The organism is Pelagicoccus enzymogenes, assembly GCF_014803405.1.
Taxonomy (GTDB): domain Bacteria; phylum Verrucomicrobiota; class Verrucomicrobiia; order Opitutales; family Opitutaceae; genus Pelagicoccus; species Pelagicoccus enzymogenes.
Window position 1 is genome coordinate 104,952 of the sequence record NZ_JACYFG010000002.1, and the last position, 20,974, is coordinate 125,925.

A 20,974-nucleotide genomic window follows, 5' to 3' on the forward strand; every position below is an offset into this window, starting at 1 on the left:
CAAGTCGGCCAAATGATGCGCTGAAGCAAAACACTAGGACTCGAAAGCGATCCTCCTAGCTCGAGCGACCCACTGCAAAAGAGCTCTTCCACAGCCTGACACCGCTGCAATGGCAGCGGCTCAGGCTTTTTCGCGTCCAGACGTCTCGCCTCTCGCCCCGGTCGTGGCGTTTGGGTTCGCATCCTCGCTTGTAACGCGACGGCGAGCAGCAGCTCACCTAAATCCAAAAGCAAATTTGCTTGCAATATATGAAACCCTAAAACTTCTTTTCTTTTTTTTGAAACTTTTTATTCTTTTTGTTTCATTTTCGATAGTTTTGGCAAAATTGCCCGCCCCCCAATTCATGCCCCCTTTTTGCAAACTCATGCCCCTGCTTGCCATGGTGACTCTCTGTTCTGCTGAAAGCCACTACGCCTACCTCGCTTCAGCCGGACATGGGGAGCATGCCGGCTTATTTCTGACTGAATTCAACGTCGAGACGGGCCAGTTGGAGATTGCCGAGAAGGTTGCGCCTGCCCCTCACCCCTTTTTCCTTCAACTCACCGCTACTGGCTCTCACCTTCTTGCGGCCTACAATTTGGAGCGCGGAACGGCGGAACCCGGGTATGTCGTTTCTTACGACATCGATCCTCGGACCAAGAAGCTGCAAAAACGGTCTCAGGCGGAAACTCACGGTAAACTTCCACTGCATCTCGACCTGCGCCCCCAAGGCAACGCGCTCGTGGTCGCAAACTACCAAACGCCAACCGTATCCAGCGTACAGGTACATTCCGACGGTTCTCTGACTGCAAGCAATCGCCCCCAAATTCTTGCCGGATCAAGTATCCACCCTCAACGCCAAGCCCATTCCTTCCCACACTCCATAAGCTTCCACCCGAGCGGAACCCTCGCCTATGCCTGCGATCGCGGATCCGATCGCATTTATTCTTATCGCTACACCGAAGAAGGCTTGGTCCCGACCGACCCGCCCTACCTATCCGTGCGACCCGGCTCCGGACCGCGCCACATGGCATTCCATCCAGATGAGAAGCGGGCCTACGTGGTCAATGAAATCGGAGGCAGCGTTACCACATTTTCCATCGATGCGACAACGGGATCGATCAGCGAGGGTCCGAGCTACCCTTTGGTTCCCGGAACCTTCCACGGGGAGAACTACTCTGCAGAAATCGCTCTGCATCCAAACTCCAACTACCTGTATGCCACCAACCGCGGCCATGACAGCATTAGCGTCTTTCGAGTCGGAAACGCTGCAGCGCTTGAGCCGATTCAAAACATTCCCTGCGGAGGCCAACACCCTCGCTACTTCGCCATCGATCCCACCGGCAAGTGGCTGCTCTGCAGCAACCGCCATACCGATTCCGTATCCATATTTTCGATAGATCAAGTTTCGGGACTCCTCACCGCCACAGACAAGCAACTGAGTATTCCCGCGCCCCTACACCTCGTTTTCATAAGGTAGGAGCGACCTTGGTCGCGATTCCACCCCGTAATTCCAGCCCCCTATTCACCGCAATGCGTCATCTATCCCTTTTCACGCTGCTCTCCATTCTCGCCACAGCGCAACTTTTCGCAACCGCCGGCGAAGAGCTCAACCTGATGCTCATCCTGGCGGATGACATGACCTACTCCGACGCCTCCGTCTACGGTGGACAAGCAGCGACCCCCCACATGGAGCGGCTAGCGGCCCAAGGAATGCGCTTCGACAATTGTTTTCAGGCCGCTCCCATGTGCTCGCCCACCCGCCACACCCTCTACACTGGTCTCTACCCGGTTCGTTCGGGAGCCTGGCCCAACCACACCTTTTTGTATCCAGAAATTGAGACCTTTGCCAACTTCCTGCAGGACACCGGCTACCGAGCGGGATTCTCGGGGAAGACCCATATCCAGCCGCTCACCTCCTTCCCCTTCGAATTCCTATCCGTTAAAGCCAAAAACAAGAACCCGGACTTCGGGCAAGTTGACCGCTTCCTCGGAGATTGCGCCGACGGCAAGACCCCCTTCGGCCTTATTCTCTGCTCCAACGAACCCCACACCCCTTGGACCCGCGGCGACGCATCCGCCTACCCGCCCCATGAGATCGAGTTGCCTCCCACGCTAGTCGACACTCCCAGCACCCGATCAGACTTCTCGAAGTATCTTGCCGAGATCACTTACTTCGACAGCCAAGTAGGCCAAGCGCTCGAGCTCTTGGAGAAACACGGGCTCGCCGACAATACCTTGGTGATTGTGCTCACGGAACAGGGCAGCGCCTTTCCTTTCGCGAAATGGACCTGCTACGACGCTGGCCTCGGTTCCGGCCTTATCGTTCGTTGGCCAGGACAAATCAGACCTGGATCCGTCAGCAAGGCCCTCGTCGAGTACACCGACATCATCCCCACTTTTTTCGAAGCCGCTGGCCTTCCTGTTCCACCGAACCTTGACGGCAGTTCCTTCGCCTCAGTCCTAAGCGGGAAAAAACAAAGCCACAAGCAACACGTCTACGGCTTGCAAACGTCAGTGGGCATCCACAATGGCCCCGGGCACTACGGCATCCGTAGCGTGCGCGACGAACGCTACCGCTATATTCTAAATCTTTCGCCCGAACGCGTATTCAGCAATTGGGCAACGAAGAGCGATTGGTGGAAAGAGTGGACCGCGGCCGCCGATGCTGGCAATCCCTTCGCAAAACGCGCTGTCGAACGCTACACCAAACGCCCTGCAGCGGAGCTCTACGATTGCCTCAACGACCCTTGGAACCTGAACAACCTCGCAGACGTATCCACCTACGCTGACAAGAAGGCTGAACTCGCAGCCAAGCTCGATGACTGGATGAAGGAGCAAGGCGACCAAGGCGTCGCCACCGAGCTCGCCGCTGAAGACCGTCTCTGGAAAAACGCCTACCAATGGAAGCCGCTCCTCGATAAGGAGCTCTCAAAGTGGGAACTTTGGATGGGCGTGCCTCATCCATCCGTATCCGGATTGCCAGACGGCACTCCCACTGCTCCACGTCCTCAGGACGGAGTCCCGCTCGGACTGGGCAACGATCCCAAAAACGTATTCTCCGTCATCGAGGAAAACGGCACGCCCGTACTCAAGATTACCGGCGAAATCTACGGCGGCCTCACCACGCTCGAAGCATATCAAAACTACCACTTTTCCGCCGAGGTTAAGTGGGGAGAAAAGAAGTGGGAGCCACGCCTCGACCGACGCCGCGACAGCGGTTTTCTCTACCATTGCGTCGGACCCCACGGAGCCTTCTGGAACGTTTGGATGCGCTGCGTCGAATTTCAAATCCAGGAGAACGACTTCGGCGACCTCTTCATGCTGGCGGGCACTGGCGGATCCGTGCGCGTCAGAGAAACCAACTACACCGATCCGCAGCCCGGCCAAGCCAAGTACGTCTGGGATCCCAGCCAGCCGCTTCGCCAAATCGGTCGCGTCGAGCGAAGCGAAAACCACGAGGCCGAGCATGGAAAATGGAACCTCATCGAAGTCTACACCATCGGCGACAAGGCCATCCATCTCGTAAACAACGAAGTCGTGCTCGCTATCGAAAATATCCGTCAGCGTGACGTCGAAGGACCACTGAACAAAGGCAAGTTACAGATCCAATCCGAAGGGGCCGAGGTCTACTACCGCGACATCAAGATCCGCCCCATCACCGCCTTCCCCCAACACCTCAAAAAAGCCGCCAACATGTAGGAGCGACCTTGGTCGCGAACCGCAACTCGACAATTGCGGGAGCGTGCTCTTGACGTGCGTAGCTCCCTCGCCGAGCGAAGACTGTCGTCACGCTATCATTACAACCTCTCATCCATGAAACACTTCATTCTTCTCCTATTCACCCTCCTCCCACTATCAGCAAACGCCGAAAAGCCGAACCTCTGGGTCCTCACCGACATGTCGGATCCGAACGACCGTCGAGCCGGAGGGCACCCTCAAAACGATCCAGACGACATTGTATCCTTGGCTTCACTACTGCTGCAGGCCAACCGCTTCCACATCGAACGCATCGTCTACGCCTCGAACCAACGCGAAGGGCTAAAAGACCCCACCGCATTCGTGAACGAGGTATTCGTGGCCGCTTACCAGCACGACCTCCCCTATCTTAAACAAAAGTACTCCGGATATCCGGACAGCATTTCATACGCCCTTTCCAGCATCAACCAAAACGGTAGTTCCACTCCCTTCGACCGCGACAAAGACTACAGGGATCTCAGCGAGCTCTCTACGGTACAAGACCTCGTCTCCTACGCCAGCGAGCATCCTGTCTACGTCCTGATTTGGGGCCCGGCTACCGAGGCAGCCATGGCCGTTCAGCACTGCCTCACCACTGGCAATGACGCCGCCCTCCGCAACATGACCTTCGTAGCTCATTGGACTAAGTCTCTCATTGCCCAAGGAACACCAGAAAAGCCCTTTCACGTGGCCAACTGCCGCGACGACGAGGCGGCTTGCCACTACTTGCACGAGATCGCGCTGGAGCATCCAGACGTCAAATACATCGAGCTCGGATCCAGCGGACAAACCGGCATAGTCAACGGTTCGGCAAACTACCCGGAGATGGACGAATTCGCGAACAGCCGCCTCGGCCAGATTTTCCGCTACGCAAAATTCTACCATGGCAAGCCCGACCAATCAGACGGAGCCACCTTTTGGCTGATCACCGAAGCCTTCGGCCCCACCCTTTCCGACGTGGCTCACGACGGTAGTCTAGAGATGGAAAACGAAAAACGCATTCGTGATCTCTTCTTGGAGAAGACCTACGACCTGCTCGACGACTCCCTCGCCAAATCGAACACAGCCGCTCAAGCGGGCAATCCTTTTCCCAACTCCTTCATCGCCCAAAACTTCACCTACATCTACCAGTATCTAAACGGTCGATACTACATATACTCTCCGCTTCCCGCGAACTACGAAGTTCGCGCTCCCTCCAGAAAGCTCGTGCTGAGCGGCAAGGTCGATGGCAACCTGCAACTCGACTTCTCGCAGCTTCCGCTCGGCCCTTATCAAGTCACCGTCAAGTCCACCGACTTCACCAAGGTCGCAGAGCTAACAAAGACCAAGTAAACTCAGACTTTAACCTTTCTGGCCTGCACCGTCTTTCCGAGGTCGTAGCCGCTGCCCTGCCTTACACCAAACTCGTTACCCTCAGCGGAGCGAACCCATCAGGCAACTACGCCACCGGTTCCCGCGACTGGAGCGACGTAGTACAGGCCCTCGGGCAAAGCGAGTTCGACGTACGATCCTTCCATCGCCTCCTCATCGAAGGCAGCTACTCTGGCCCTATCGGCTACAACAATTGGAAGATTCCTGGCAACCCAGAGGATCACCACCGCGAGATGGTGGAGACCTTGAGGTCGTGGCAGCACCCGTAGAAAGAGGGAGCCTTGCCCGAGGACAAGTGAATGCCTCGCAGCCAGAGTCATGCTCCATGAGCAGCTTTTCCAAATTACAAAAATGTAATGCAACGACCACGTCCGCGAACGAGTCTATTGCGTATTCTCAGGAGAACCATTGATCCAAAATGAATACCAAACTGACTCGACATCTTTGCTTTGCGGCCTTGCTGGCAAGCTTCGCCTTTTCTCCCATCGCCCTTCCCGAAGCGAAAGCGGAAACCAGAATATCAATCGGAGCCAACATCGGGTTTCGCCTCCCTAAAGGAGCGGTCAACGTCAGCGTCGGCGACCATCGCTACCACTACCACGAGGGTCGCTACTACCGCAAAACGCCACGCGGCTACGTCACAGTGCGAGCCCCCAGAGGAGCCGCCATCAAACGACTCCCCCACGGTTACACCCGCGTCATCATCGGGGGCCGCACTTACTTTCGCCACGAAAACGTCTACTACGTCAGAAGCTCCAACCGCTACATCGTAGTCGATGAACCCAAGGTCGTGGTGGTCGAGACCGAAGCAGAGAGTTCAGAGGTCGTTGCGGTCGAAAAGCAAAACGCCCCCTACACTGTCTGGATCGATGGCGAACGAGAGCTTGTCATGAAAAACGGACAGTTTTTTCGCAATAGTCCCCAAGGCCTCGTCTGGGTCGCGCTTCCAGTCGGGGCCATCGCCAAAGAGCTTCCTTCCGATTTTACATCCATTTGGTACCAAGAAATTGAATACTACGAAAAAGACGGCGTGCACTTCCAGAAGACGCCTGATGGCTACCGAATCATTCTTCCCCCTTGGGAGACCAAGTATTAGCATCCCAAGGATAAACGCTTGAACCAGGCGGCAGCTCGAAAGGGTTGCCGCCTGCAAGCTTTTCGGACGCCTCCTCACCCGTCTGCATAACGAGCTTCGCCTTCGCGGTAGGCACCCGTTACCCTCCGCTGGACAAACGCCCCGCCCCACTTCCACTAATGGAAGTTCTTAACGGTTACGCTACGCACCCCTGTATTGAAATCGCTGTTTTCGGCAGATTTGCAATCCAACGAACCGGAAGCCCTAGAGATCCCTCGTCCGACAACCCAACGTTTCAGCCCCCCATGAAGCACAATAGCATCGCCCAAGCATTCGCAGCGCTCGCGCTTCCAGCCCTTACCTTCAACCTTTGGGCCACCGTCGTTTCCTACGACTGGCCTACCGAACCGGGACAGGCTTTGCTTTCTGACCGCTATGCAGTTCGCGTCATAGAGAACGGCCAAGTGACAGAAGTCGAAACCCTCATGTCCCTGTCTTGGACTGAAGAAGGCGGCGGGCCGGACATCTTTCGGGACCGTACCTTTTCTTGGGCCCCCTTCTCTTCCGACTTCGAAACGCCACTCATCGTCGAGGTTGAGAAGATCTACGGCGAGGGAGCCGCCGAGGTAGAAATCGTACCTTCTGGATACAACTTGATTCCGCAGCTTAGCGAAGACGGCAAGACCGTGCGTTTCGAGCTCGATCGCTCACGCTACGCTTCCGTCAACTTCAAGACAGCCGACAATCTCAAAGCTGCCGACGGGCTCATCACCCATTGCCTCATGATCTTCGCCGACAACATGGAAACGGAGGTCCCGGACAAGAACGCTCCCGGTGTACACATTTTCGGTCCGAAGAGCACCCAAGCCGACGTGGAGGCCGCCACCCTAACCTACTTCGAGGCGGGCTTCCACGACTTCGCCGGACAATTCGAGGATGCTAATCTGCAACTCAAGCCAGACATGCAGATCTACCTCGAAGGCGGCGCCTTCATCATCGGAAAAATGATGGCCCACGGACGAGCCGATCGAGCCAAGATCTTTGGGCGCGGAGCGATCTCCGGACGCGAATTCCCATGGGAACCGGGACAACCTATTTCCGCCCTTATCGAGGCAGGCGGTGACGATATCATGATCGACGGCATCTACGCCATGGATAATAACAAGCACGGCATCGTGCCGGGCTTCAGCCCCACTATTCGCAACGCAAAAGTATGGGGCTGGCACTACAACAGCGACGGTTTCAGACCTTGGGGCGGCACGGTCGACCACTGCTTCACACGCCCCACCGACGACGCCTTCTACGTAGGCGGCCGCAACCTCGTCGTCACCGACACCGTCATTTGGCAAAGCTTCAACGGGGCCGTCGTCACCTGCGGCTGGGGCAGCCCCAGCAATCCCTACGATACGCAGGACTTCCTCATGAAGGACTGCCACATCATCTACCCGGAGTGGAACGGCATCGGCAACAACAACGGAATCCTCGCCTCCCAACTTCCCTACAACGCCGAGAGCAAACGCATCCGCTTCGAGAACGTGCGCGTCGACGGCAACGTATCCGCCATCACCAACCTGAAGCGCAACGAAGACCAAGAAAAGGCGGGCGAGCCCGGTGGCATTTTCGAAGTCGTCTTCAAGGACTTCGTCGTCACCGGAAACCAGTACACCTACAACTATAACCGCAGCGTACAAAGCGCATCCAAAAGCCTGATACGAGGAGACGACGAATTCCGCATCGAAAACGTCACCTTTGAAAACCTGACCATCGACGGCACACCTGTCACCGCCGCAAACGCCGCCGACTATTTCGAGATCGATGCCACCACCACCGCCAACATCAGCTTCACTTACACACCGCCGAGCTCTGATCAGGAAACGATCGCCGTCGCCTTCGACCGAAGCAAAAAAAACGCGACCTTCTTCGGAAAGGAGCGCCATCTCTACAACTTCAGCACCTCCAGCGACCTCGAGAGCTGGCAACATAACTCCACCCCCCTGGTCGGCAACGGCGCACCCATAAAAATACCGTCACTGTTCTTCCCCTCTGGTACCAGCAGCTACGCCCACATTCGACGCCTCGAGGCATCTGAGTAGAAACGCATCTGTTTGGTCGCTTGCTAACGGAAGGACAAGATTGCCGACCTTCTGCTTTGTTTCGTTTTTGAAACCTTTAGCTCAGTTTAAAGATCGTTTTTAGAACTTACTTTCATTTTTTTGCCTGTTTTTGATAGCCAAGCTCACAGAGTTCATTCAGATTTCGAATTCGAACCCCACAATCTTAAACTCCGTACTCACATTGCAAATCGGGCGTTGCGGCATGAATGCGATGACCAAGACGACCGCCCTCACCGGCTATGCGCGAAATCCGAAATTTCGAAAAATGCTCACTCCCACAACACTGAAACTTAGCCTAGTTCCCTTTCTCGCCGTCCTTACCGCCTGCTCGAAAAACATGTCTGAACAAGAGGCATCATTCTTAAGCCACGACCGAGCCATCCACGTATTGGATGTTTGGATGCGCGATCCCTACATTACCAAAGGTCCCGACAATGCCTTCTATCTAACCGGCACGACCGCCAATCGAGACGATCCTCGTTGGCCCGCCGACCGCTACAATTCCGGCCTCGACGACCCCAGCATCACCGGTAGCCCCGTGCCTTCTATCGTAGGTTCAACGGTTCGGCTCTGGAGGAGCGAGAACCTCTTGGACTGGGAAGAGCAAGAAACGCCCTTCACCTTACGCGACGGTTATTGGGCCAAAGCCCAACCCGAAGCCTTCGAAACTGTTCCAGAGGTCGAGTGGCACCTCTGGGCACCCGAGGTCCATTTTCTAAATGGCAAGTGGATCATCGTCCACACGACGCCCACGCCAGTGAAACAAGGAGCCAATCTCGCAGTTGCACCCGGAGACAAACTGCACGGTCCTTTCAGCCATCCGATGGGCGAGAAAATGAAAGGCCGTCACGACCCTTCGCTTTTCCAGGACAACGACGGCACCGTCTACCTTCTCTGGGGCAATACCTGGATCGCCTCTCTCACTAGAGACATGAGCGACTTCGCCAGCGAGCCGGTCCGCATCGACCCTGCGGATCGCATCATCGGGCACGAGGGAGCCACCCTGCGCAAGATCGGCAACAAGTACGTGCACTTCGGCACCGCCTGGTCCACCGACCAGATGCGCAAGGGCAGCTACAACCTGTACTATTGCACGTCCGACCATCCGATGGGTCCCTACGGCCCCCGCCAGTTTGCGGGTCGCTTCCTCGGGCACGGCACCCCCTTTCAGGACAATCAAGGCCGCTGGTGGTGCACCGCGTTCTACAACGCCAATATTCCACCCGTATCCGACGAAAACATACAAACCCGCGACCTTGGCGAAAACGCCCAAACCATCAACGATCAAGGCGTCAACCTCGTCCCTCTCGAAGTCAAGATACTCGAAAATGGCGAGCCCTACATCCGCGCCAAAGACCCCCGCTACGCCAACCCCGGCCCCGACGAGGCCCAACAATTCGCTCCGTAGCGCGGTGCTTTAGCCCGCGACCGCAGAGCCCCAAAAGACAAACGCTACAACCCAAACCATGAAAAAATTAGCCATTGCCGCCGTACTCGCCGCCGCCTTGACGCTCTCTGCCCAAGACAGCGCCTCGGAACGATCCCTTCTATCGAAGACTGAACTCCGCCAAGCCCTCAAGGCTCACGACCGAGCCGTGCACATCCACGACCATTGGATACGCGACCCCTTCATCTACCTCAACGACGACGGCTACTACTATCTGACCGGAACCACTCTCAAGTCAGAGGACGACGGAGTCATCGGCATCCCAGCTTGGCGTAGCGAGAATCTCATTACATGGGAAAAGCTTCCTCGCCTCTGGAAAATGACCGATTCCAGTTGGCTTCCCGAAAAACACGGAGGTCGCCACAACGTCCCCGAAACCCTCGTCTGGGCCCCCGAGTTCTACAAGATCGGAAACCGCTGGGTCATCACTCACACCACCAATGCCGGCGTCGCCAATCTCCTCGTCAACGACAGCCCCGAACTCAAAGGACCTTGGACCGAACCCATGGCAGCCGATTTCGGTAAGCACCACGACCCCGCCTTCTATATCGAGGACGGCAAACCATGGCTTGTATGGGGCGTACTCGATCTGCGCGAAATGAAGCCCGACTTTTCTGGCTGGGCCGGGCCGCAAATTTCGCTTGCACCCTCCGATCGCAAGATGGGCCACGAAGGTTCCTACATTATCAAGATCGGCCAGAAGTACGTCTGGTTCGGCACCGCCTGGTCCACCGACACCATGCGTCACGGCACCTATAACCTGTATTACGCCACCTCCGATTCACTCACCGGCCCCTACGGCGAGCGCCGCTTCGCCGGACGTTTCCTCGGCCACGGCACTCCTTTCCAGGACAAACAAGGCCGCTGGTGGTGCACTGAATTTTATAACGCCAACAAACCCACCGTGCCCGCCGACAAAGCAGCCAGTATGGATCTTTCGGATACGGCCTACACCATTAACCCTATCGGCACCACCATCGTGCCTCTCGAAATCGAAGAACGCGACGGCGACGTCTTCGTACGAGCTAAAGACCCGCACTACGCAAATCCCGGTCCCGAAGAAGTCCAACAATTTTAACCACCTCCCGTGTGGAAGCGTGCTTCTCACGCGATTCCCGCCCGAACCCGATCCGTGGGAAGCGGCCTTGTGCCGCGATAATCGACGCTACAAATCGCGACCCGAGGTCGCTTCCCACAAAAGCTCCATGAACCCCCTCGTCATCCTCTTCTGCGCTCTCTTCGCCATCGAAGCGTCACTCTCCGCCGCTCCGCCCCCAAACATCCTCGTTTTTCTCACCGACGACCTTAGCGCCCGTGACCTCGGTTGCTACGGAGCCAGCGACGTACGCACTCCAAACATGGACCAGCTCGCTGCGGAGGGACTCACTTTCGACCAAGCCTTCATCATCTCTCCCGCCTGCGCCCCCAGTCGGGCCGCTTTGCTCACTGGACTCACTCCCGACCACAACGGAGCCAAGGCGAACCATACCTACCGCAGGGATGACGTTCCCTCTCTCATTCCCCTCTTCACTGCTCTCGGCTACCAAACCGCTGCCTTCGGAAAGATCGCCCACGGCAAGGATGTCGCCGACCACGGCTTCGACCATCACGAGCGTTCTATCGATCCCGAAAAGATAGCGGCTTGGCTCGACTCTACTGACAGTGCTCGCCCCATCGCCCTTTTCGTCGGAACAAAGGACCCACACGTGCCCTGGCCGGAAGTCGACGGTTACGATCCAGAACAGGTCATCATCCCACCCTTCCATATCGACACTCCGGATACACGACTCTTCCGCGCTCGCTACTACACAGACGTCACTCGAGCTGACACCGATCTCGGCAACACCCTCGCAATCGCAGAAGAACGCTGGGGAGAGAACTTCGTTGCCCTATTCTCAAGCGACCACGGCGCCCAGTGGCCCTTCGGCAAGTGGAACCTTTACGACGAAGGCATTCGCGTCCCCCTCATTGTACGCTGGCCCGGAAAAATAGCTCCCACCTCCCGCACCGACGCCATGGTCAGCTGGATTGACATGCTTCCCACCTTGCTCGATATAGCCGGGTCTCCTGAGGATACGAGACTCGACGGCATTTCCTTCACCGTTGTCCTCTCCCACCCCGAGAAAACACACCGCGACCGCATCTTCACCACTCACGACAATGACGGTCGTGCCAACGTCTATCCCATACGCTCCGTTCGCAGCGAGCGTTGGAAATACATCCGCAACCTCCACCCCGAGTGGATACATTCCAATCATAGCGACCGCTACCGCCTCGACACCGCCGGTGCCTACTTCTGGTCCTGGGAAGAAGCCGCGATGCATGACAAAACAGCGGCTCTCATCATGAACCGCTACCGCCAGCGCCCTGGCGAAGAACTCTACGACCTCGAGAAAGACCCCGACGAGCTCAACAACCTCGCCGCAAATCCAAAGTATGCCCAGATACTGAATACGCTCCGCTGCGAGCTCGACGCCTGGATGAACGAACAAGGCGACCCCCAAACCGTCGTCCCCGAACCTTGGCTTCCCGGCCAAGCAGAACTCCTCGAACCCCATTCCGACTGGCCGCCCTATTACAAGAAGTAGCAGCGAGCTTGCTCGCGAAGCACAACCCGAGCTGCGGGAGCCTGCTTGTCAGGCGATATCCCATGCAAACAAATCGCGTGACAAGCACGCTCCCACAACTTCTCCCCCAACAATGAAATCCACTCTCTCCGCAATCCTTCTCGCTTCATCATTCACCCCTCTGTTCAGCTCAGCCTCGGATTTCAAATTATCCGAAGCCGATCGCGACCGCATCGCCCAAATCCAAATCGAGCGTCAACCCATCGCAGACCAAGGCGATGGAACCTTTGAAGATGTCACCCATGAAGCAGGCCTTCTTAGTTTTCACCCCACTCAAACAGGCGTCTTTGCTGACTTCAATCAAGACGGCTGGCTCGATTTGTTCATTGGAAACGAAACCACACCCGGCGACCGGCACCAAAGCGAACTGTATCTAAATAATGGGGATGGGACTTTCCGAGACGTTTCAGAACAATCGGGTATTTCCGCCACCGCGTGGATCAAAGGAGCAACCGCTGCCGACTATGACAACGATGGCGACGCAGACCTCTACCTATCCGCCCTCGGTCAGCCAAATTTGCTCTACCGCAACGACGGACCGCAGGCCGATAGCGACTGCTTCTTCACCGAGGTCGCCGCACAGGCGGGAGTAAATGAACCTATACACTCCTTTCCCTGTTGGTTCTGGGACTACGACAACGACGGCTGGGAAGACCTCTTTGTGGCGGGGTTCAAAATCGGCACCGTTGGCGACGTAGCAGCATCCTTCCTCGGCCTGCCCCATGAAATCGTTCCGCCAAAACTCTACCTTAACAACCGCGACGGTACCTTCAGGGACGTCTCCTCGACTTCTGGACTCGAACGGTGCTGGGTCCCCATGGGAGCAAACTTCGGGGACCTCGACAACGACGGCTATCTGGACTTCTACGCCGGCACTGGCGACACGCCGATGAATACTATCTTGCCCAACAAAATGTATCGAAACGCGGAAGGCAATGGGTTCCAGGACGTCACAAGCGCTGGCGGCTTCGGACACTTGCAAAAGGGCCATGCTGTCTCTTTTGGCGACTACGACAACGATGGGGACCAAGATGTACACATCGTCATGGGAGGCGCGTATTCGGGCGATAGATACATGAATGCTCTTTTCCAGAATCCAGGTCATGGCAACCAATACCTGATACTGCGACTGGAGGGATCCGAGTCTCCTCGAGACGCTACCGGAACGAGAATCAAGGTCGTTACAATCTCACCCAACGGGACTGAACGTTCATTGCACAGAACAGTTGGCACCGGAGGGAGTTTCGGATGCAATCCCTTCAGAGTCGGAATTGGTCTGAGCGATGCAAAGTCCATCGTACAGGTCGAGATACACTGGACTAGCGGAGCGTACCAAGTTTTCACCCAGCTATCGCCCAAGCGTTTCTACAAACTGAAAGAAGGTGACCCATTAGCCACTCCAATTACCCTGCCTCAGTTGACACCAACACGACAAATACACCAGCCGCACATCCACTAGCTATGAGAGCCACCCCCTTACTTTTGGTACTGCTTTGCCTTTCTTCCCTCTATGCAAAGCCGATTCCTGCCCCTGAACTCAATCTTGACCGCGAACAGCGCACCTCGCTCGTCAAGAGCCACGAACGAGCCTTCCAAGCCCTCGCCGAAAAGATCCGCGACCCCTACATCACGCTCGGTCCTGACGGCATGTATTACCTGACCGGCACCACCGCTGGTAGTCATTGGGGGGATACGATCGGCATTCAGCTTTGGCGAAGCAAGGATCTCGTGGACTGGGACGATATGGGATACGTTTGGAACCTCTACAAAGATGGGGCAGAACAAGACGCTTGGCACCTAAATCAACCCGTCAAAAACCCTCAGTTCAAAAACCCTTACGCCCTTTGGGCTCCAGAAATCCACTACAAAAAAGGAACATGGTGGATCGCCACCTGCCTCAACGTGAGCGGACACGGCTTGCTGCGCAGCGTCAGCGGTCGCCCGGAAGGCCCCTACGAAGCGATGCCTCGCATCGGAGAGAAAGGCATCGACTCCCATCTTTTCGAAGACAGCGACGGGACTACCTACTATCTCTATCAAGCCAACAAACTCGCCCGCATGGAGCCAAATATGGGCGGACTTGCCGAAGACTTCGTGGATCTTCAGCACGATGGTAACCATCCCCTCGGCTATGAAGGCGTTTACATGATGAAGCTAGACGACAAATACCTCTTCATCGCCTCCGGCCGCTACGGCTACGAGCCCACCAACTCCTACGACCTTTACTACGCCGTATCCAAAAACCTATACGGTCCCTATGGACCTCGCCGTATGGCTCTCAAAAACGCTGGCCACGGCAACCTTTTCCAAGACAAGCAGGGGCGTTGGTGGAGCACCGCTTTCGACCACGAGTTCACGGACCTTTGGAGCCTTTGGCTCGTCCCCATCGATGTCGAGATCACGGAAGAAGACATTCTCATTAGCTCCAAGGACCCACGCTTCCAGCCTAGCGAGGAGGATCAAGCCTTTATACGCCAATTGGCAGTCGATGGCGTACCCGCGCAGTGGGAAGGCAAAGCCCCTTGGTGGCTGCCTTGAGCCGAGCTGCAATTCTACACTTCGCTCCCTCGCCTCAAAGGGAGAACCTGCATCGATAGCGATGCAACAGGCGCGAACGCGAGGAACGGCGCCGACTCCCCACCCTTGACCTTCATTTGCGCACAAAAAAGGCGGGCCCTCCAGCCCGCCTCGATGAAATATCTGGCTCCGGGAATCAGCCGACTTACTTGAGCTTTCTCTTGAGCTCGTTAACGAAACGTTGGTTGTCCACGTAGGAGATGTCGAAGCTCCACACAGAGTCGCCCAGACCGTCTTGAACGTTGGACAAGTTCGTGCTGTCAGGATGCTGAACCGCGACCACGAACTGGGTTGGGTTGACTGGGTTGAAGATCATACCCGTCGCTTCGCAACCGTCCGCGCGAATGCTCATGAAATGGTCAAGGGACTCAGCGACACCGTCGTTGTCGCGGTCGCGGACGAACCAGATGTCTCCACCGGTCGAGGAACCGTTAGGAGCGTCTTCGATGACGTAGATGTTGCCCAAGGCATCCTGCGCGAGGTTGTCCGGAGAGTTCAGTACGCCCGTCGTTCCCGGGAAACCGAGGTTTTTAGGAGTATTGCCATCGACCAAGACACCTACCTTGACGCGATTTCCGCCGATCATCTCAACGCTGTATACGGAGGCTTCCGAGGTCGCCGTGAAGTAGATCACTTCATTGTTGTTACGAAGACGGCTAACTTCCATGTCTTCCGGACGACCGTAAGGAGTTCCTCCAATATCGTCGGCAGCAGTGCGACCGGGACGGTTGTCGCCTTCGGTAACTTCAAACGGATTGGTGATTCCAGGAAGCGTGTTTCCGTACCAATCGGTGATCGGTACCCATCTGCCCAAACCGGTACGAGGCTGGCCAGCATTGGCCGCATCGTTCCAATTACGGGAAGCATCGCCCGCAAAGTCGTCTACCACGAGTACAAAAGTCTGCCCCTTCGTGTAATCCTTAGGATTCGTTCTCATGAAACGATAGACCGAGCCCGAATTGTTTTCGTCTATATAATAGATCGGACGGAGGAACTTTTCGCTGAAATTGATACCTTCGTGAGAGACGTTAGCGATACTATGCAATTCGCGGATCTCGATGTCCTCCGGCGCAGCCAGCGGGTTCAGTACCTCAATAACGCGACCTTCACCGGACCATTCCTCGGCAAGCCAAAGCGTGCCGTTGGGAGTCCAACGTGAAGGGTCGAATGCGCCCCAATCGTTCGACCAGTCACCTTGGGCGCCGTTCATGTCGCCCTGGAAGAGAACGTGAGCCTCGTCCATCGTGAAATCGTAGCGCGTAACACCAGCGCCAACCAAGGTTTCATGAGGAAGGAAAAGATACTCCCCGGAGTCGTCAAAGGCCATCATATCGATCATCGAGGCGTTGCTCGCCAGTCCGGGCACGCGGATGATGGATTGCCCGGGGCTCAGAACCTGGTCTTCGATTTCACGAAGACTAACGATGTTTTTCTGCATGATACCCGCAGGGGTCACCCAAGGAGCTGCAAGCTCCTCTGGAGAATTGGGATTGGTAACCGGAGCAGACTCAGTCAAAGGGATGAACCAAGTGTCGGATCCGCCAGCATAAGCGGAATGGCCAAGAGCCAGGATAGATGCGGCAGAAGCGGCTTTGAGAACGCCACTGCTAAGCAGGTTGAATGTGGATTTCATTAGAGATATTAACTTTTTGGCTAGTTCTACGAAGTGCCGTTGGATTGATAAAACGGCGTCCGAAGCAAAGCGGGTGGAAGCGCCTCCATTCAAACTCAATTCCAGCTGGGCAGGTTACGTTTTCGCGTCTAACTTCGAGTAATTGTTTCTTTGATACAGTTTCGTAACCTACTGCGCTTCAATTACACATGCGTAACATAGCCGTCACATCGTGACCTCCATTTCACAAAAAACGGTTGGGATTCGGCACGTAAAGCAGCTAGCCATATCAATTCCTTAACAGGTACCTAGAGACAGACCAACCTATACTCTCCTAAGAATGAAAGCAGCGTACATACTGCCCATCGGGGCAATCCTCGTAACGAACACACTTTTCCTCGGTGCAGCGAAATACCAGAAGAAAGCTCCTCAACTGGTCGCTCCCGTACCCGATGTTCCACTACATGAGCAGACTATCGAAATCCTAAAAAGAAGCGAATCCGTCATTCCACCCAATCTTGACGCTCATCCCGTGGTCACGGTGTACAACCGCGAAGCCATCGTGCCGCCACAATGCTACACCCAAACGGAGGGAACCCATAACCCTTGCTACGTCTGCCATCAAAGCTCCATTCCTGGCAGAGAAAACAGGATGGAGGACTTCGACCTGCAAATCGACTACAGCTTCAGCGACCTTGGAACACTCAACCACTGGAAGAACCTCTTCGAAGACCGCACGGCCCGCGTTGCCAGCATTAGCGACGAGAAGATCCTCGACTACGTAAATTCCGAGAACTACAGCGAACTCGCAGGACGCCTTCAAGAAGCAGGATTCGAAGGCTGGATACCGGACCTCAAAAACCTGCACGAAGGGGCTGACGCTTTCGACGAGAACGGATTCGCGAAGGACGGATCGGATTGGGTCGCCTTTAACTACAAGCCTTTCCCCAGCACCTTTTGGCCAACGAACGGGTCAACCGACGACGTGATGATCCGTCTGCCTGATCGTTTCCGCACAACCGAAGACGGAACGTATTCAATCGACGTGTACAAGGCAAACCTTGCCATTCTTGAAGCGAATATGAAGGGCAAGCCCGAGATCGCATGCTTGCCCGTCGACGAGGAAGCAATCGGAAAAGACCTCGACGGAAACGGAGCCTTGGGGACAGCGAATCGAATTGTCGAGGTGAGCAGCTTCGTCGGGTCGGGGCAATGGGACAAAATCGATACGCACCTCTACCCGGAAGGCACCGAATTTCTGCATACCGTCCGCTATCTCGGCCTCGGACCCAATGACGAAATCCAGCCCTCCCCTCGCATCAAGGAAGTCCGCTATATGAAAAAGTGGAAGTCGTATGCAAAAGGCTTATACGCTCGCAAGTATCAACTTGAAGCATTCGAGAAGGAAGTGGGAAACCTCCCAGGTTATCACAATCTCGGGGAATGGGGATTGGACAACGGCAACGGCTGGGCCTTGCACAGCTTTATCGAGGACAAGCAAGGGCGACTCCGTGCCAACACCTTCGAAGAGAACCTTTTCTGCATGGGCTGTCACAATTCGATCGGTTCGACAGTCGACAAAACCTTCAGCTTCGCCCGTAAGGTCGACGGACCTGCAGGCTGGGGCTATATCGATCTTCGCGGCATGCCCGACGCTCCCAACGAAGGCGAAATCGCAGGCGAAATCCTTACCTACCTGGAACGCGTCGGAGGCGGAAGCGAGTTTCGAAACAACGACGAAATGTTCGAGCGTTGGTTTAACGAAGACGGCAGCGTGAATCGCGAAAAAGTGATGAACGCAAAGGACGTTTACGAGTTAATCACCCCCTCACGAGAACGAGCCCTTGCCCTGAACAAGGCCTATAAGACCATCGTCGAGGACCAAGATTACATTTACGGCAGAGACCCGAACTTAACGCCACCCCAGAACGTTTACGACGCGATCAACAACGAGGAGACCCCGACTCTGCCCGACGACCGTACCTACACGTGGAACATCATGCTGGATTGGTCGAAAGCAGCCCAAAGCGGCAGCACGTTTAGCCTCAACGAATCTACTACCGAAAAGGCAAATCCCTAGAGCGGAGCCGTTGTAGTACCTTAGAGACTGCCCAATAATTCGAGTTTCTGTAGGCTTGGACCTTGATCCAGACCGCGTCGTGCTGTGAAACGGGTTAGCACCGCGGTCTGCAGCAAGCTGCAACCTTACTCAGTGAAGCGAGTTTGTTTCATGCGACAGTTTCTTACATAATTCTAATCTGCAATTTTTCCGTGGGAAGCGACCTTGCGTCGCGATCAACCGGGCAGCAAATCGATCACCGTTTTTCGCCCAGCTCTGTCGGGCTTGCTCGTTGTATACACGAAGAAACTACAACCGTTTAAAGCAAAAGCGTCCAACACGGCCATCGAATCAAAAGAACAGCTTGCTCAGACAAACCGAGCGCCTCAGAACTCAACTCCCCCCCAAAAAAAACACGCGTTCAGGAGATCCTCCAGAACCCGTGAGTCTGAGATCATAAAAAAGAATGATTCGTTTTACCCTCGGCCTTATTACTTGTCTCCCCTTCCTCGCAGTCGCTCAAACAGACTACGTCAACATACCCGCTCCCGAGCGCAGTAAAGAAGCCTACCTCCGGCAGCCTGGCGACTATCCGCCTAGCATCCACAGCCAAGAAAACCGGGAGACCCCCCGGGGCTCGATCGAGGTCTTCGACTGGAACGACAGCGAAGTCTACCCCACCACCACGCGCCAGTACTGGATCTACACACCCGCTCAATACGATCCAAGCTCCCCAACTCCCGCGATCGTTTTCCAAGACGGCCATTCCTTCATTCGAGAGGACCGCAACTTGAGGGCAAACCTCGTCATGGATTCGCTGATACACCAGGGGCTCATGCCGCCCACCATCGGCATATTCGTCAATCCTGGACAACGCCCGCCCCTTCCCGACGAAGGCAAGGCCCCGCCAAATCCCAACCTCCCGCTCAATCGCCGCATCGAGTACGATAGCACCAACACCGACTACGCGAAATTCCTGCTCAACGAAATCATCCCAGCTGTCAGAGCCCAACGAAACCTCAGCTCCGATCCTAGCGATTGGGCGATCGTCGGCAATAGCTCAGGCGGGATGGCCGCCTTCAAAGTCGCGTGGCAACACCCTGACGTTTTTGGCAAAGTCATGGTACACAATGGCAGCTTTGTCGATTTGCTGGGCGGTCACGTAGTGCCCGACTGGGTACGCAAGTCCGAGCCCAAGCCACTGCGCATTTCCCTCACCAGCGGTCCCTTCGACCTTCTAAACGAATACGGCAGCTGGTGGGACGCCAACCGCGAATTGGCCAGCGAGCTCGCGGCCAAAGGCTACGATCTGCGAGCCTTCTGGGGCGACTCCGCGCATAATCCGACTTTTGCAGGCGCCACGCTCTCAGAGACGTTACGCTGGATCTGGCGGGACCACCCCTACGTCTTGAGCCAAAGCATCTCCGCCCGATCTCCCTCAGAGACCGTATTCGTGCAGATCCCAGCTCCGGCGATGCCTCAGAGCTACGAGAAAAAGCCCGCGGCGTACTCTCGCGCTCCGGGCGACTATCCGATCGCGCTCGAGGCCCGCAAAGTCCCCTCGACGCCAGCCGGCACGTTCAAACCGTACAGCATCGCGGAGAGCTCCATCTACCCAGGCGCCACGCAAGAAGCTTGGCTGTATGTACCTGACCAATACGATGCGAAACAAGGAGCCGGACTTGCCGTCTTCATGGACGGTCGCGGCTTTTGCAGCGAAAAGAGCCGCTTCCAGGCTCCCACCGTATTCGACAACCTAATCGCTGCCGGCGACATGCCACCGACGATCGCCCTCTTCATCGAAGCGGGCGACTACCCCGCTGAGCAAAGACCTTTCCCTCGCCCCATCAGTCCCAAACCCAAGCAAGCTTCCAACCGCCGCGTCGAGTACGACTCCATCGATGACCGATTTTCCCGTTTCCTGACCGAAGAGGTTATGCCGCAGATCGCAGCAAAATTCTCGCTCTCAACCGACCCGAAACGCCATGTCCTCATCGGCAACAGCTCCGGGGGATCCTGCGCTTTCACCGCCGCCTGGCATCGCCCGGACGTATTTGGGAACGTAGTCAGCCATATCGGCAGCTTTACCGCCATTCGCGGAGCCCATCACTATCCGCAAATTATACGCGATTCCGAGCCACGACCCCTGCGCATTTTCCTGCTTAGCGGGGTCAACGACCAGATCAGCGTCTTCGGAGATTGGTGGCAGGCGAACCTCAGCCTTGCCCGCGAACTCGAAGCCAAACGCTACGATCTGAAGACAGTCTGGGGAGACGGCGGCCACGACTCCCGCCACGCAGCGGCTGTCTTCCCCGAAACCCTCCGCTGGATCTTCCGCGACTGGAAATAAAGGGCTGCCCCAATTCCTCATAAAG

Annotated in this window: 13 protein-coding genes; 12 read left to right on the forward strand and 1 reads right to left on the reverse strand. The window is 56.0% G+C overall.

Annotated elements, in window-relative coordinates; all coding sequences use genetic code 11:
* Nucleotides 1-343 precede the first annotated feature (343 nt).
* From IEN85_RS00355 to IEN85_RS00400, 10 genes are all read left to right on the forward strand, one after another.
* Nucleotides 344-1,459, forward strand: a complete 1,116-nt coding sequence (locus IEN85_RS00355) for a lactonase family protein (protein WP_224772375.1) — start codon at nucleotides 344-346, stop codon at nucleotides 1,457-1,459.
* 53 nt (nucleotides 1,460-1,512) lie between these two features.
* Complete coding sequence (locus tag IEN85_RS00360; RefSeq protein WP_191615075.1) at nucleotides 1,513-3,681, forward strand: sulfatase-like hydrolase/transferase; 2,169 nt, start codon at nucleotides 1,513-1,515, stop codon at nucleotides 3,679-3,681.
* A gap of 114 nt (nucleotides 3,682-3,795) precedes the next feature.
* Nucleotides 3,796-5,049: a nucleoside hydrolase-like domain-containing protein gene (locus IEN85_RS00365; RefSeq protein WP_191615076.1), complete on the forward strand. Its 1,254-nt coding sequence runs from the start codon at nucleotides 3,796-3,798 to the stop codon at nucleotides 5,047-5,049.
* A 457-nt stretch (nucleotides 5,050-5,506) separates the two neighbouring features.
* Complete coding sequence (locus IEN85_RS00370; protein ID WP_191615077.1) at nucleotides 5,507-6,184, forward strand: DUF6515 family protein; 678 nt, start codon at nucleotides 5,507-5,509, stop codon at nucleotides 6,182-6,184.
* 284 nt (nucleotides 6,185-6,468) lie between these two features.
* The gene (locus IEN85_RS00375) at nucleotides 6,469-8,256 is read left to right on the forward strand and encodes a hypothetical protein (RefSeq protein WP_191615078.1); all 1,788 of its coding nucleotides are present in this window, start codon (nucleotides 6,469-6,471) and stop codon (nucleotides 8,254-8,256) included.
* Between the two features lie 358 nt (nucleotides 8,257-8,614).
* A complete protein-coding gene (locus IEN85_RS00380; RefSeq protein WP_224772376.1) occupies nucleotides 8,615-9,685 on the forward strand; it encodes a family 43 glycosylhydrolase in 1,071 nt (356 codons plus the stop codon).
* A gap of 58 nt (nucleotides 9,686-9,743) precedes the next feature.
* Complete coding sequence (locus IEN85_RS00385) at nucleotides 9,744-10,802, forward strand: family 43 glycosylhydrolase (protein WP_191615079.1); 1,059 nt, start codon at nucleotides 9,744-9,746, stop codon at nucleotides 10,800-10,802.
* 127 nt (nucleotides 10,803-10,929) lie between these two features.
* Nucleotides 10,930-12,312, forward strand: coding sequence for a sulfatase family protein (locus IEN85_RS00390; protein WP_191615080.1), 1,383 nt, complete (start codon nucleotides 10,930-10,932; stop codon nucleotides 12,310-12,312).
* Between the two features lie 112 nt (nucleotides 12,313-12,424).
* Nucleotides 12,425-13,810: a CRTAC1 family protein gene (locus IEN85_RS00395; protein ID WP_191615081.1), complete on the forward strand. Its 1,386-nt coding sequence runs from the start codon at nucleotides 12,425-12,427 to the stop codon at nucleotides 13,808-13,810.
* A 2-nt stretch (nucleotides 13,811-13,812) separates the two neighbouring features.
* Entirely contained in the window at nucleotides 13,813-14,889 is a 1,077-nt protein-coding gene (locus IEN85_RS00400; RefSeq protein WP_191615082.1) for a family 43 glycosylhydrolase, read from the forward strand.
* A gap of 184 nt (nucleotides 14,890-15,073) precedes the next feature.
* Here the strand turns inward: IEN85_RS00400 and IEN85_RS00405 are convergent, their stop codons facing one another.
* The gene (locus tag IEN85_RS00405; RefSeq protein WP_191615083.1) at nucleotides 15,074-16,561 is read right to left on the reverse strand and encodes an alkaline phosphatase PhoX; all 1,488 of its coding nucleotides are present in this window, start codon (nucleotides 16,559-16,561) and stop codon (nucleotides 15,074-15,076) included.
* Nucleotides 16,562-16,880: 319 nt separating this feature from the next.
* Here IEN85_RS00405 and IEN85_RS00410 point away from each other — a divergent pair, with 319 nt between their 5' ends.
* Entirely contained in the window at nucleotides 16,881-18,620 is a 1,740-nt protein-coding gene (locus tag IEN85_RS00410) for a hypothetical protein (protein ID WP_191615084.1), read from the forward strand.
* 445 nt (nucleotides 18,621-19,065) lie between these two features.
* Nucleotides 19,066-20,949 carry an alpha/beta hydrolase gene (locus IEN85_RS00415; RefSeq protein ID WP_191615085.1) on the forward strand — a complete coding sequence of 628 codons (1,884 nt, stop codon included), beginning with the start codon at nucleotides 19,066-19,068 and terminating at the stop codon, nucleotides 20,947-20,949.
* Nucleotides 20,950-20,974 lie beyond the last annotated feature (25 nt).